At 60.7% G+C, this 15190-nt stretch carries 9 protein-coding genes and 1 rRNA gene; all 10 read right to left on the bottom strand.

Annotated elements, in window-relative coordinates:
• Positions 1-39: 39 nt before the first annotated feature.
• A complete protein-coding gene (locus BM110_RS16430; RefSeq protein WP_093513841.1) occupies positions 40-987 on the bottom strand; it encodes a LysR substrate-binding domain-containing protein in 948 nt (315 codons plus the stop codon).
• A complete protein-coding gene (locus BM110_RS16425) occupies positions 987-1835 on the bottom strand; it encodes an EamA family transporter (RefSeq protein ID WP_093513840.1) in 849 nt (282 codons plus the stop codon). Before BM110_RS16425 ends, BM110_RS16430 begins: the two co-directional genes overlap by 1 nt.
• 53 nt (positions 1836-1888) lie before the next feature.
• Positions 1889-2641 (bottom strand): TauD/TfdA family dioxygenase, encoded by a 753-nt coding sequence (locus BM110_RS16420; RefSeq protein WP_256575432.1) that lies wholly within the window; start codon positions 2639-2641, stop codon positions 1889-1891.
• 485 nt (positions 2642-3126) lie between these two features.
• A complete protein-coding gene (locus BM110_RS16415; RefSeq protein WP_071489144.1) occupies positions 3127-3618 on the bottom strand; it encodes an outer membrane lipoprotein YfiB in 492 nt (163 codons plus the stop codon).
• Between the two features lie 4 nt (positions 3619-3622).
• On the bottom strand, positions 3623-4885 hold the full coding sequence (locus BM110_RS16410; protein ID WP_093513839.1) for a diguanylate cyclase DgcN/YfiN: 1263 nt from the start codon (positions 4883-4885) through the stop codon (positions 3623-3625).
• Positions 4882-5457, bottom strand: a complete 576-nt coding sequence (locus tag BM110_RS16405) for a regulatory sequestration protein YfiR (RefSeq protein ID WP_071489142.1) — start codon at positions 5455-5457, stop codon at positions 4882-4884. The genes BM110_RS16410 and BM110_RS16405 overlap by 4 nt, the downstream gene beginning before the upstream one ends.
• A 142-nt stretch (positions 5458-5599) precedes the next feature.
• Positions 5600-7669 carry an exodeoxyribonuclease V subunit alpha gene (gene recD / locus BM110_RS16400; protein ID WP_093513838.1) on the bottom strand — a complete coding sequence of 690 codons (2070 nt, stop codon included), beginning with the start codon at positions 7667-7669 and terminating at the stop codon, positions 5600-5602.
• Positions 7666-11340 carry an exodeoxyribonuclease V subunit beta gene (recB, locus tag BM110_RS16395; protein WP_093513837.1) on the bottom strand — a complete coding sequence of 1225 codons (3675 nt, stop codon included), beginning with the start codon at positions 11338-11340 and terminating at the stop codon, positions 7666-7668. Before recB ends, recD begins: the two co-directional genes overlap by 4 nt.
• Positions 11337-14789: an exodeoxyribonuclease V subunit gamma gene (gene recC / locus BM110_RS16390; RefSeq protein WP_093513836.1), complete on the bottom strand. Its 3453-nt coding sequence runs from the start codon at positions 14787-14789 to the stop codon at positions 11337-11339. The genes recB and recC overlap by 4 nt, the downstream gene beginning before the upstream one ends.
• 145 nt (positions 14790-14934) lie before the next feature.
• A 5S ribosomal RNA gene (gene rrf, locus BM110_RS16385) occupies positions 14935-15050 on the bottom strand.
• Between the last annotated feature and the right edge of the window lie 140 nt (positions 15051-15190).

The following is a 15190-nucleotide window of genomic DNA, read 5'->3' as shown; positions in this document are numbered from 1 at the left end:
ACCGTTCGAATGCGGGAGGAGCCCTGCTCCTCCCAACATTTAAACGGCGGTAGTCCCGGCTATTTGTGGATACCGAGCCCGAACTTCGCGCAGGAACTCACCCGCACGGGTTTTGAGCCATTCAATCAGACGCGCAATATCCGGCTCTGACTGCCGCCCATTTCGACAAATGATGTAGTAGGCCGCTGGGGACATCATCACGGGGCTTTTCAACGCAACCAATGCACCGTTTTCCAATTGGTCATACACCAACGCAGTCCTGCCCAGCGCAATCCCTGCGCCCTTTACCGCCAGACTGATCGCCAGGCTCGAATCCGGAAAGCGCGGCCCATGGTGATAAGGCAGCGTCGGCAGGCCCTGAAACGCAAACCAGCTTTCCCACCCCGGACACACCTGATCGTCCACCCTATGAATCAGCGGGTATTGGGCGACATCCTCCGGCGCAATATCCCCCTTCGGCCTTAGAAATTCCGGCGAGCAAACGGGGAACACCGCGTCACGCATCAGCAGTTCAACATGATGATCCGGGTAATCGCCATACCCCATCACCACCGCGACATCGTATTGATGCGCTTCCAGACTGGTGCTGTTGATGTCGGCGCTGGTCAACACCAGGTCAAGGTTGAACGAAGCCTCAGTGTGAGAGCCGTGCATCCTGGGGATCAGCCATGTCGAACAGAGCGAGGACGTGCATGAGAGGTACAGCGGACGGGACTTTGCGGGGTTGAGTGAATGCAAGACCCCATCCAGCGCCTTGAAAAATCCGTCGGTGACCGGCAACAAAGCCTGCCCTGCGGACGTCAGCTTGACGCCGCGCGAATGCCGCTCAAACAACTGCACGCCCCACCATTCCTCCAGGCCTGCAATTTGATGGCTGATGGCGCTGGCGGTGAGGTTAAGCTGCGACGCCGCACGCGCAAAGCTACCGGATTGCGCAGCGCTGACGAACGCTTGAAGCATCGGAGTGGGAGGCGGACGCTGGGCCATCAGGTGCTCACTTTGATCAAGATGATCCCGCAAACAATGACGAATGCCGACAGCATCCGTCGCCAACCGAACTGTTCGTGAAAGAACAGCGCGGCAACAATGGCGCCGATAATAACACTGGTTTCCCGCAGCGCTGAGACCTTGGCCACCGCGTCCAGCGACAACGCAAACAACACCAATCCGTAAGACGCCAGGTAAAAAACACCGCCCAACAGGCCGACTCGCCAATGCCCACGTATCGCTCGCATCAAGGCCAAACGCTCCCTGGAAAACGCCAGCACCGGAATCGGAATGCTCTGGAATACCGTCAGGTAGATGATGTATTGCAACACCGTTTCACTGGCTCTCACGCCTTTGGCGTCCACCACCGTGTAAGCCGCGATAAACGCCCCGGCACACACCGCCATCAGGATCGGCTTGAGCATCTGCGCCGTCATCCTGCGCACAAAGGTCAGGCTGATAATGCCAACACAAATCAACACCACACCCGCCAGCGCCTCGCGTGATAACTGCTCATGCAACAGAAAGTAGGAAAATAACGCGACCAGTACCGGCGGTATCCCACGCATCACCGGGTACACCTGCCCGAAATCTCCCGCTTCGTAGGCTTTGATCAGAAATAGCCGATAGACCGTATTGAGTCCCACGGAGACGAGGATGTAGCCCCACACCTCCAGGCTCGGCACGCTGACAAACGGCAACGCCAAAAGGCATATCACCAGGGCGGTGCCATCCACCATGGCCAAGGTCATGAAGCGACTGCTGCCGGCGCGGACGACAGCGTTCCAGGTGGCGTGCATGAAGGCTGAGATCAAGACCAGCGTGATCGCGATATCGGAGTTGTCCATGGGGCTCGGCTTATGGCGGATAGTAGAGGATGTACGCTATGGGCATCGAGGTGTCATTGTTTACGCAACCACATCCTTAGCATGTAGCGATTTAGATCGCTCAAAGACTCAGCATCATCTATCGCACAACGTGGCGTATTCCTGTCAATGAAGTGCGTGCGAGTATGAAGAAACTTATTATCGGCCGAAATAAGTACCTGCCCTGGTTCCAGCAACACTCGATGCTGAACGGATGACTGATCGAGAACAGTATCCAGAAAGTCCAGCGCTTGACATTGAGCCACCGTTAACGGTACTCGCACCTTGATGTGGGCGGATTCAATGTAGACCCGAAAGTATCTGATCAGTGGAATGCCTTCATTGGAAAAACTCAGAATGGGCGCCTTGAAAAGCTGCTCTTCATCTGACATACCGCGGTTTTCAAAAAAGAAGTTGCATTTAAGCTCTTCCAATATTTCCGGAAACGCCATCAGCTCCGCATATACCGCGCTTGCATCAATCAGGATGCTCTCGCCGCCCAAAAGCGCTGGCTGTCCGCAAGCCAGGATCAAGTAATCGATAGGTAGCGGATCGCTCACTCCATCGTTGTGTACGTACGCACCTTGACGGGTTTGATGGTATCTAGCCCCCTCCTCGTTACTCTTAACGCCTCTGTCATAAACCTCAATCACCTTGTGACCCAGATGATTCTGTACCATGGGTACGCCGAGTAGCGAACCAAATGTCCATATCAGTGATTTAAAGGTTTCAAGTTTCTCGACCTTAAAACCATCAAGAATCAAGACATGGCATTCATGGTCGATCATGGTTCGGATTCTATCTAGCTCCTCACTCAAGACGGATGATTGTAGAGAATTGATGTAGGCAGCCTTGGTATCGAATCGAGCCCCCTGACTTTCAGATGCTAGCAACTCTCTTGCGCTCAAAAGTTCATCGAAGGCACATTTTGAAATATCTAACTTTGGAAACTGCTTGCCGGAAATCACTGACGTTTATGTTCATCGCAATCCTTTACGGTGGTTAGTTGGAGCGTTCATTTAACTAAGCCCACCGTTTGCGAAAAAGCGAAACCTCGTCAACCTAGCCATCAAAATTCGTCATGGCAGAGCTTTCCTACGTAGAAGTTACTTAGCAAACGCTGTTTCATGCACACCGCCAAACCAACTGTGGGAGCTGGCTTGCCGGCGATGGCTGTGTGTCAGCCAGTACATCCGCTACTGAGACACCGCTATCGCCGGCAAGCCAGCTCCCACAGTTGATTGGGTTTCACATTGAGATTGGCGGGACGGGTTCAGTCCGCAATCACCACAATCGACACCCGCCGATTCTCCGTGCGCCCTGCCGCCGTATCGTTGGAGGCCACCGGCTCGCTGCTGCCCAACCCGCGCAGTTGGATGTTTTCTTCTTTCATGCCCACACCGGTCAACACCGCCGCCACGCTTTTCGCGCGGCGCAGGGACAGTTGCTGGTTGTAGGTTTCCTTGCCGGAAGCGTCGGTGTGGCCATCAACGCGCACGCGTTCGATGCCGACACCCAGCAGGGCCTTGCCGATGCGTTGGACGATGTCGGTGCTGGGTTGGTTGAGCGTCTCGACGTCGCTGCCAAACAGCACTTTACCGGACAGGCCGAAGGCCCAGCCTTCGTCGGTCAGTTCGAAGCCTTGCTGCTTGAGGACCGCGACTTGTGCCGGGGTGAGGCCTTTGGGTGGAGCGGTCTGGCAGCCGCCAAGGGCGAGCAGGGCCACCAGCAAGGTGATAAACATGAAACGCGCGGTCGTGAACAAGGGGTCAACTCCTGTGTTGAACGTTGACGACGGAATTCTCCGACTCCGCCGTTTGCTGGCCGCCCGAGGACAAACGCTTGGCCTGGTACATCGCCGCGTCGGCGGCATTGAGCAAGGTGCCGGGTGTGGCGCCATGATCAGGGTAGATGGCGATACCGATACTGAGTGAGGTCAACACCTGGGTGTTGCCGGGCACCGGAATCGGCAGGTCCATGCTGGCGATGATTTTGTCGGCGATGCGCTCGGCGTCTTCCACCTTGTGCAGCGGCGCCAGCAGGATGGCGAACTCGTCACCGCCCAGGCGCGCGACCAGGTCATCCTCACGCAGTTGCGCACGCACGCGCTCGGCCACCGCTACGAGAACGGCATCGCCGGCGGCGTGGCCAAAGCTGTCGTTAATCTCTTTGAAACGGTCGCTGTCGAGGTAGAGCACCGCCAGTTGTTCCTTGGCCTTGGCCGCACTGCGCAGGGCACGGATCAGACGGCCTTCGAAGTACGCACGGTTAGGCAGGCCGGTGAGGCTGTCGTGATTGGCCTGGTGGGCGAGGGATTCGTTTTCGCTTTGCAGATGGTTTTGCCAGGCTTCCATCTCGCCGAGCAAAGCGTTGAAGTCGCTGCCCAGGCTGTCCAACTCGGCGATTCGCGCCGGCGGCACACGGCGATCGAAGTCGCGTTCGCTGCGGGCGGCGTGGGCCACGGCGGCGAGGCTTTGCAGTGGGCCGGTGATACCGCGCAATAAGCGTCGCGCCAGGTGCAGAGCGATCCATGCGCTGAGCGCGGTACAGATGAGGATCCCGGCCAGGCCACTGAGCAGGAAACGCAGCAGGCTACCGCCGTGACCGGTGAGGTGAGTGCTGCCGATGACTCGCCCTTGGTGGAGGATAGGCTGGCTGATGGGTTGTTCGAGCAGGGTGTGCGCCAGCTCCAGTTCAACTCGCGAGAGCATGCCGGTATCCGGACGTATCCACTGCGCCAGCAACTTGCCATTGGCGTCGAAGACTTCGGCCTGGGCCACTTCTTCGGTGGAGGCGATCAGGCTGAGCGCTTCAGTGGCTGCCGCGCTGTCGTTGAACACCACTGCCGCTTCCACGGTGTAGTTGATGGAGCGCGCGATCAGGTGCAGGTTGTGTTCGGCATACACCCGCAGCGCCAGCACACCCAGCAGGGTCAGCGAGATGCTGGCCAGGGTCACCGCCACCAGAGCCAGGATCAGGTGCCCCCTGCCGATGACCGAGCGCAGGGTAGGTCGCATTTTGGTGACAGTCATGGCGCAGGCGCTCGCCGACGGGACAACTGCAGCACGCTGGGGTGAATGCGCACGCCGCTGCGCGCCACGGAGTCGAGGTTGACCTCGAAGGACACTTGCTCATCACTCACCCGCAGGCAGAACAGGCTGCCCACGGTGCACTGGTCGCCGCCTTCGCTGATGCTCAGCACCGGGTGACCGATCAACGAGGTAAACAACTGGCTACGCTCATCGGCACTCAGTTTGCCGATGTACACCGCATCGCACGCGTTGACGATATCGGGATGGTTGGCCAGCAGGCGCTGCACCACCACCGGACGACCGGTGGCCTGGGTGGTGCCTTTGATCAGGTCGTCGGTGTATTGGGTCGGGCCGACGACGCACAGGCGCAATTGCGCAGGCTCGACCGGCCAGCGCGCATAACTGAGGATACCGAGTACCACCTGAGTGACCGCTTGGGCGCGCTGGGCGGCAAGATCAGCGGGGTCGGGCGCTTGGGCGAAGGCGCGCGGCGCGAGTACGCACAGCAACGCCACCAGCAGCATGCGTCTCCAGCTCAAACTGCGCTCTGTGGGCGAGACAGCCACGTTCATGCAGCGATTCTCTCAGGTGTTTTTTAGATGATGCCGCAACGATAGCACAGCGGCGCAAAACCCCGCGAAGAGTAGGTCTTCACGGGGGCCGCTATTTTTCCAGAAAAATCAGTCGACTGAATCAGAAAAATGGCATGACCTGTCAGTCAGTTTTTTCCGGTTCGTGGCCCAATTCCAGCATCAGCCCACTCAAGCGCTTGACCTTGCGCCTGACCGCCTCTTCAAACACACCACCTCGGGGCTCGATCAGGCTGAACCAGCGCTTGGCCCGCGTGATGCCGGTATAGATCAATTCTTTGGTGAGCACGGGGTTCAACGCATCCGGCAGGATCAATGCGGTGTGGGTGAACTCGGAGCCCTGGGATTTGTGCACGGTCATGGCGTAAACAGTTTCCACATCATTCAGACGGCTAGGCAGCACAAATCGCACACCGCCCTGGCCATCGTTGCGTGGGAAGGCCACGCGCAACACCTGGGGGCCGCCGTCGCTTTCGGGCAATTTGAGGGCGATGCCGATATCGCCGTTCATCAGACCAAGACCGTAATCGTTGCGGGTCATCAGCACCGGGCGGCCTTCGTACCATTGCTCGTCGCCTTCGATCAAACGTACCTTGCGCAGGGCAGCAGTGATGCGCAGGTTCAGGCCTTCCACGCCCCAGGGGCCTTTGCGTACCGCGCAGAGCAGTTGGAACGCATCGAAGGCCTGCAGCAGTTGTTGCGCCCAGTGGGTCCAGGCGTCGCTTTCCCGTGGGGTATCAAGTGACGGGCGGGCGCTGTGCAGCAGGTTGAGGTAATAGCGATAACCGTGGGCGCCATCACCCTGCCCGTCCAGCACCAGACGCTCCAGGGCGTGGTCGTGCTCGCCCTTCAGGCTGACGCAGAACAGATCATCGTGACTGCGCGCCGCCAGCAGCTTGCGCGCCTCTTCGGCATTTTGCTGGTTGACCCAACGCGCCAGTTGGCCGATGCCACTGCCCTCGCCGAAACGCCGCGAGTAACGCAGCATCACCACTTGTTGGGCCAATGGGTGGCTGGCGTCGGGGTCTTCCTGCAGGCCGCTGGCACTGAGGTCTTCGCCGCTGACCGCTTGCAACCATTGGCGGGTCTCGGTGCTGTAGAAGCCGGCTTCGGCGTCGCGACACAAGTCACCGAGCACTGCACCCGCCTCTACCGACGCGAGTTGGTCCTTGTCGCCCAGCAGCACCAGGCGTGCATGGGGCGGCAAGGCGTCGAGCAGGTTGGCCATCATTTCCAGGTCGATCATCGAGGCTTCGTCCACGACCAACACATCCAGGGGCAATGGGTTGCCAATGTGATGCCGGAAGTGCCGCGTGCCCGGGCGACTGCCCAGCAGGCGGTGGACAGTGGTGACCTGGGTCGGGATTTTTTCCTTCACGTTGTCCGGCACTTTCAGCGACAGCACTTGCTGGCTGATGGACTCGGTGAGGCGTGCGGCAGCCTTGCCGGTCGGTGCGGCCAGGCGAATGCGCAACGGACTGCCGGCTTCCACGGCGGGCGCCTGTAACAGCGCGAGCAGGCGCACCACGGTGGTGGTCTTGCCAGTGCCAGGGCCGCCGGTGACGATGCTGAATGCGCCGCGAGTGGCCAAGGCACAGGCGAGTTTTTGCCAGTCGATCACGCCGTCGGGCGGCGGTTGGTCAAACAAACGACTCAGGCGCTGCGGCAGATCGGCGGCGACGTTTTCCTGGGTGGCGAGCCTTAGACGCAAGGCGGTATCGATGCGCCGCTCGTAGGTCCAGTAGCGGCGCAGATACAGGCGTTTGCCGGATAGGACCAACGGACGGCTTTGGGCGGGCTCGCTGCCATCGACGGCCAGGGCGACCAGATGGCTGGCGGCGAGCGCGTGGCACCAGTGGGCGCCGTCGAGGCCGTCGAGCAACTGCGATGGCAGCAGCATGGCGCCGGTTTGCAGGTCGCCTTCAGGCGGCAGCGACAGGGCGAAATCGGGCGCCTTGAGGGTTTCGAACAAATCGAGGCAGACGTGACCATGACCCAATTGATGGCTGGTCAGCGCGGCGGCCAGCAGCACCAGCGGGTCAGCCTGTGGATCGAGCTCGTGCAGGAAGCCGACGAAGGCTTTGTCCAGGGCACGCAACCAGCCACGCTCCACCCAACGCGCCAGCAATTGCACCAGGTCGGCGGCGCGGCTGAGGGGTGACAGCTCCTCCAGCGGTAATGGCGACAGGCTCATAACAACACTCCTTGTTCCCAGGCGGGCTCAACCCTGGGCGGGATCGGCTTGCCCTGGAACAGCAGGTCCAGGCCTTCGATCAGCTCTCGTGGCGGCCGGGTGAAATACGCCCCCTGGCTCGCGGACTGCGTACCACGCAGGAAAATGTACAGCGCACCGCCGATATGGCGGTCGTAGTCGTAGTCCGGCAGGCGCGCCTTGAGTTGGCGGTGCAGGGCCAGCAGGTAAAGTACGTATTGCAGGTCGTACCGATGCTCGAGGATCGACTGTTCCATGGCGTCCGGGGTGTAGGCCGAATCGTCGGGGCCAAGCCAGTTGGATTTGTAATCGGCGACGTAATAGCGTCCGTCGTGTTCGAAGGTCAAATCGATAAAGCCCTTGAACATGCCGTTGAGCAGCACCGGTTCGGCAGCGACGCGGGAGACGCCGTTATGGGTGTATTGGCACACCAGTTTGTCGAGGGCGAGTACGTCGACTTTGTGGCTGGCGAACCAGAACTCCATTTCAATCTGGTACTGCTGCAACCGGCTGAGGGAAACGTGACCGTTTTCCACCGGCAATGGTGTTTGCAGCAGGTGGCCGAGCCAACTGCCGAGGGTGGTGATCCAGCCCTCCCAGTTGCGCCGATTGCAGCGGGCGCCCACGGCTTTTTCGATCGCCTCGGGTGTGACGTTGAAGCCCTCCTCCCCGGCCCACTCCAGCAGCCCGTGGAGAAAGGTCCCGGGGTTGGGCCCACGTGGGAAGCGGTGAATGTCACCGCCGGACGCCGCCACTTCGCGGGGTGCGTCGGGGTCGAGGCGTTCGTCATCGAACAGCTTTTGGGCCTGTGGGCTCTCCGGCGCTTCGAGCGTGGCAGCGCTCATGCTGTCGCCGATGCGCAAGGCGCTGTAGGAGGCAATCCACCAGTTTTCCGCCGCCTTGCGCTTGGGCAGCAGGGGCGCGCGCAGCGTGGCTTGGTTGCGCGGTGGGTGGAAGAGGATGTCTTGCGCTTCGGGCACTTGGGCGTAGTTGATTGCCGTGCAACCTTCTTGAAGGTCCAAGAGCCAGCGCGCCAAACCGGCGGACTCTCCCAGCGATGCGCCTGCGCCAAGCAAATAGCCCAGTGCCGAAAGGTGCAGTACGGAGCTGTTGCTGTTGCCGCGCTTGAGATCGGCAACGCCCAGCCAACACGCATGTTTGGCGCGGGTCAGGGCGACGTAGAACAGGCGCAGGTCTTCGGCGAGGCGCTCGTTGTCGGCCTGGGCGATCAGCTCGGGCGTTGGGCGCAGGCTGACCTGGGATTTGCCGTGTTCATCGTGGTAGTGCAGCGGCAAGCGGCTGCCGTCCACCGGTTTGGCCGAGCAGATGAACGGCAGGAAAACCAGGTCGTATTCCAGGCCTTTGGATTTGTGGATGGTCACGACCTTGACCAGTTGCTCATCACTTTCCAGGCGCAGGATCTGTTCTTCACCCGCCTGGCCCGAGAGCGCCAGGTGTTCGGCCAGGTGGCGGATCAGCGCTTGTTCGCCGTCCAGTTCCGAGGCCGCTTGTTGCAGCAGTTCGCTGAGGTGCAGCAGGTTGGTCAGCACACGCTCGCCATCACTGCGCGCGATCAGGGTTTGCGGCAGTTTGAAGTCGTGCAGCAGGCGCCGCAGCATCGGCAGCACGCCTTGGGTGCGCCAGATTGCGCGGTAACCACGGAACTGCATGACGCGGCTTTCCCACGCGAGTTCGTCCTGGTTCAGACGCTCCAGTTCCGGTAAAGACAGGTTCAGGGTGACGCAGGCCAAGGCGGCACGCAGAGGGCGCTCCACGTCCGGCTCGGCGCAGGCCTTGAGCCAGGCCAGCAGGTCGTGGGCTTCCTGGGCGGCGAACACCGAGTCCTTGTCGGACAGGTAAACGCTGCGCACACCACGGGCGGCCAATTCGGTGCGTACCGCCTGGGCTTCCTTGCCCTCGCGCACCAGGATGGCAATATCTGACGGCAGCACGCCTTTGAAGCTCGCGTCCGGTTGCAGGAAACCGGCCCTGCCCTGCTGGCCGCCGTTGAGCAATTCAACAATGTGCGTGGCACAGGCCGCCGCCAGCTGCTGACGATACAGCACGTTGGAAATCGGCTGGTCGGTGGGCAAGTGCCAGAGGTTCAATGCCGGCAACGTTTGCCCATCGACCTGCAAGTGTTCCTTGCGGCCTTGGGACAGCACCGAGTGGAACGGTACGGGGTTTTTGCCATCCGGCTCGCGGAACAGGAACGCACCCCGGCCCGTTTCCGCACGCTGGAACACATGGTTCACCGCCTCGACCATCGCATGGCTGGAGCGGAAGTTGGTACCCAAGGTGTGATGGCGGCCGGTGGTGGACTGGCGGGCGCGCAAGTAGGTGTAGATGTCGGCGCCACGGAAGGCGTAGATCGCCTGCTTGGGGTCGCCGATCAGGAACAGGCCGCTGTCGAGGTGGTTTTCTTCAATGCGGTAGATGCTGTCGAAGATGCTGTATTGCACCGGGTCGGTGTCCTGGAACTCGTCGATCAACGCCACCGGGAACTGCTCGCGGATCACGCTCGCCAGACGCTCGCCTCCCTCGGATTGCAGGGCGGCATTGAGGCGGATGAGCATGTCGTCGAAACCCATTTCGGCGCGTCGACGCTTTTCCTCTTCGAAGCGTTTGCCGACCCAACCGGCCGCGTGTTGCAACACGGCGGCGTCGGGCGTCGGCAAGGCATCCAGGGCAGCCTTGAGGCCGGCCATGGCATCGATACCGGGATGCTGCGGCGGCTCGCCCTTCCAGGCTTCGGCCATGCCGTCGGGTGTCAGGCGAGTGAAACCGGTGCCGATATCGAGTTGTTCGAGGGTGTCGTCAGCAGCCCACGCGCTGATCTTCTCGAACCAGGGCTCGAAGTAGCGGGCTTGCATCTTGCGGCCATCGACGGCCTTGGCCGCCACGGCTTGCAGGCAGATATCACGTAGCTCGGCGGCCCACTGCTGCCACGGTGCCTTGAGTTGCATCAGCGCTTCACGGCGTTCTTGGAGGCAGGCGTCGATCAGCTCGGCGGGCTCGCGGGTCTCTCCGACGGGCCGTTCGCTGCCGAACAGCGCACGGACTCGCGGCATCAACGCAGCAGGCCCGCCCCAGTTATTGCGCACCCAATTGAGCGCATCGTCATGCATCGGGTAGCAGAACAGCCGCCAGTAGTCGCGCAGCACCTCGCCGAGCAGATCGCTGTGGTCGGTTTCCAGAGTCTGGGTGAACAAGCTGCCACTGTCGAAGGCGTGCTCGCGCAGCATACGCTGGCACCAACTGTGGATGGTCGAAACGGCGGCTTCGTCCATCCATTGCGCAGCGATGTCCAGCCGGTTGGCGCAGGCCGGCCATTGGTCGGCGGGATATTCGTCACGCAGATCAGCGATAAGGGCGTCGGGCTGTTCAATTTCTGTGCGGAAAAAGCGTGCGGCTTCGGCCAGACGGATACGGATGCGTTCACGCAGCTCTTTGGTGGCGGCGTCGGTAAAGGTCACCACCAGGATTTGAGGCGGTAGCAGTTCGCGGCCAAAGCCAGACCCTTCACTACCGTGACCGAGGACAAGGCGCAGATAAAGGGCGGAGATAGTGAAGGTTTTGCCGGTGCCGGCGCTGGCTTCAATCAGCTGGCTGCCGTTGAGCGGGAAGGCCAGGGCCAAGGGTTTGTGGTTCATGCGCCGGCCTCCTCGCTTGTGAGTGATCGCCAGGGGGCGTTGAGCAGGGGGCGATAAAGGGTTTCGCACCAACCTTCGAATTCTTCGCTGGCAATAAGTGTGGCGTAGTCCGGGAATTGCCGGGTGAGCGCTGGGGTTTCGCGGCGCTCGCCTTCGTTATTGAGCCCGTCACCCTCGTAGGCTTTACCCGCGGCCACTTCGGCCTTGGCCGGGTCAGTTTGGCCGAGCCAGGCAAACGCGGTCTTGACGGCGATGGGCAACGGTTTGCTCATCCCGGTGTGCCAGGCGAGCAGCAAGTTGCAGAGAATTTCCTGGGCATTGGCTTGATCCAGCGGTGGCAGCAGCAGTGTGTCATCACTGGCCACCAAGCCGGTGCTTAACGGCAGACCGCAAGCGCAGGCAACCACGTGATTGACCCAGGGCCGAATCAGGCGATGCCACTTGCGGGTCTTGATCGAGCCGATGCTGTTAGGGATGGTGGTGACGCTGAGCAACCCACCATCACTGCGTCTATGCAGCCCGCTGATCCAACCTTCCAACTGAATGCCGCGATGCTCAAAACTGATCGGTTCGGCGCCGGGGTGCGGGGTGGGCCAGAGGGCCAATAATTGTTGGTAGCGTCGCAGCAGATCGGGCAATGGCTCGATCAGTTCGTTGCGAAGGCACTCGCCGAAACCCACCATCGGCAACAGGCCACTGCTTTGCAGGCGCAAAGCCTGGGCGTTCAACGCCTGGTCGAAGTGATCGGGTTCGGTGAGTGCTGCACTGAGCAGACTATCGCTCAGGCTGTAGCGTTGCAGCGCGTCGAGCACGAAGGGTTCTTCGTCGGCCAGCGGTACTTCGGCGGCCTCGAAGAATACTTTCAGGCGTTGGCTGAAGAAGTGTTTGACGGGGTTGCGCAGGAAGTCTTGTAGCTGGCCGAGGGTCAGGGGCTCGTCCTGTTGATGGGGCGCCAGGTCGTGTTCTGTCGGGGTGGTATCGGATGCTTCGTGGAGCAACTGCCATTCGCGCGCATAGCTGAACAGCGAATCGCCCTCATGGAAGTAGCGAGCGCTGAACGGTTGCAGCGGATGCTCCTGGGTCATGGCTTCGATCAGCGGCTCGTCACTGTCAGCGCAGTGCCAGCCACTGGCCAGATGGTCACGCAGTTGGCCGATTAACACCGAGGCCGGGCGATCGCTGTTGTCGCGGATGCTGCGGCCGACCCAACTGATATAGAGCTGGTCGCGGGCTGAAAGCAGCGCCTCGAGCAGCAAGTAGCGGTCGTCTTCGCGGCGTGAACGGTCGCCGGGGCGGTAGTCACTGCCCATCAGGTCGAAGTCCAACGGGGGCTGCGCGCGCGGGTAGTCACCATCGTTCATACCGAGCAGGCACACCAGCTTGAAAGGGATCGCACGCATAGGCATCAGGGTGCAGAAATTGACAGCCCCGGCGAGGAAGCGTTGGGACAGGCGCCCTTGGTCCAAACCCGCTAGCCAGGCTTCACGGACTACGGTGAGAGGTAAGTCGTCGTTAAGGCCGACGGACTCGCAGGTTTCCAGCCACGCTTCTCTGAGTTGTTCGAGTTGGCCCAGCAGGTAGTCGTCGTGTTCGCTACTCGGCAAGAAAAACAATTGCATCAAGCGTTGCAGGCGTTCGCCCCACTCCTTCGCGGGAGCGGGTTGAGACAGGGCTTGATGCGCATCGTTGAGTGCGTCGAGCACGGCGACCAGGGGGCCGATCAGGACAGCGTCGAGTCCACCGATTTCGTCATAGGGCTCGATACCGTCACACGCTGCACCTGTGCCTACGGCGTAACCAAGCAACATGCGGCGCAGGCCGAAACGCCAACTGTTTTGTTCCAGCCCTGTTGGCAGGCCGAGGTCGGCACGTTGTTCGGCGTTGAGCCCCCAGCGGATGCCGGCGCCTTCTATCCAGCGGTGCAACGTGGGCAGGTCGCGCTCCTTGATGGCAAAGCGTTCGCGCAAGGCTGGAACGTCAAGCAGGTCTAGAATTTCGCTGACGGGAAAGCGGCTGTCGGGGAGTTTCAGCAGGTGTTCGACAGCGATCAGCAGAGGGTCGCGGCCGCGTTGGCCTTGGTCGGTCAGGGTGAACGGGATGAAGCGTGGGTCATTGCGCTCGAGCTGCCCGAACACGGCGCGGATGTGCGGCGCGTAGCTGTCGACGTCAGGGACCATGACGATGATATCCCGGGGGCGCAGCGTGGGGTCGGCGCTGAAGCGTTGGAGCAGTTGGTCGTGGAGGATTTCCACTTCGCGTTGGGCGCTGTGGGCGATGTGGAAGCGGATTGAGGTATCACGCTCCAGATCCACAGCGGGCCATAGTTCGCGGGTTTCATTGAGTGGGCGCAGTTCGAGGATATCGTCCTGGAGTTGATTGAGCAGTGTTGTCGGCTCGCTGTCGCTGAACAGGTCGATGCGGCCGTCGCGGAAAGCGGCGCGGTAGCTGTTGGGGTCGTCGTAGCTGTCCAGCAAGCTGATGTAGTCACGACCTTGCTTGCCCCAGGCCGCCAGTAACGGGTGGGCGTGCTGGTGCAGGGTTTGTGGGTCGATGGTGACCGGCATGCCCGCTTTACGCGCCTGACGCTTGTATTCGTTACGCAGCAGGTCTTTGTCGGCGACGATGTCGGACCAATGGTGGCGGCAAGGGTTGTGCACACAGAGCAGGACTTGGCTGAAGCGCGCGAGGCCGGCGAGGGCCTCCAGCGCCTGGGCGGGCAACGAGGAGATGCCAAAAACGATGACGCGGGATGGCAGGCCCTCGGGCGCTTTTTCCAGTGTATTGATGCGCTCGATAAAACGTTGGTGAACGCCGGCGCGGCTTTCGGCCATGCCTTCTTCACCAACATCCAATAGCAGCGCGCGCCATAGTTCGGCTTGCCAGCAGTTGGCTGGGTTAAGGGGTTTGGATTCACCTCGACCGTTACGCAATTGGTGGCGGCCGGCGGCCCAATCTTCCAGCCAGTCGGCACGGTAGACCTGGTATTGGTCGAACAGATCAGCCAGGCGCTCGGCGAGTTGGTAGCGTTTACGCAAGTCGGTGTCGTGGGTGAGGAAGCGCTGCAGCGGTTCGAAGTGCGGCTGATCGATAAGCTCCGGAAGCAAGCGCATCAGGCGCCAGGTCAGTGGGGCTTTATCGAGCAGGGATTTGGGCGGGATTTCGTCACGGCCCAGAACCATACGATAGAGCTGCCACATGAAACTGCCAGGGAGCTGCACATCGATTGCCGCCGCGATGCCGCAACCGCCCATGTCGTCGTCTTCCGGGTCTTCGGCCAGAGCCAACTTGAGCCACTGGGCGATACCGTTGCTTTGTACCAGGGCGATTTCGTTTTCCAAGGGAGCCAAGGGGTACCGGCGCATCCAACTGACCACCAGGCTGCGAAGTTCGTCCAGGCGGTTGCCGTGAACCACCATGAATCCAGCACTGAGGGACGTCGCATCCGGCATAACGGCTTCCTTGGGAAAGGCAAAATCGAGGGTGCGACTTTAGCACTGTGGGCAGTTGTTGGCCGAATTGGGATGTTAGCTGTCTTTCCGACCGCCCAAAACAAAACCCCTGACTGCGTTAGCAATCAGGGGTTCTGGAATTTAATCTTGACGATGACCTACTCTCACATGGCGAAACCCCACACTACCATCGGCGATGCATCGTTTCACTACTGAGTTCGGGATGGGATCAGGTGGTTCCAATGCTCTATGGTCGTCAAGAAATTCGGGTACTGAGTCGCGGCCTGGGCCTCGCTTCAGCAAATTGGGTATGTGACAGCTTTCGGTGTTTTGTGAACGTCGAACTTTCGGTTCATTTTCGTCTTCACACACCGCAATCTGATGCTCGTTAGAGTAGTCAA

The organism is Pseudomonas sp. NFPP28, assembly GCF_900115535.1.
GTDB classification, from domain to species: Bacteria; Pseudomonadota; Gammaproteobacteria; order Pseudomonadales; family Pseudomonadaceae; genus Aquipseudomonas; species Aquipseudomonas extremorientalis.
This window is presented reverse-complemented; position numbering and strand designations above follow the sequence as displayed.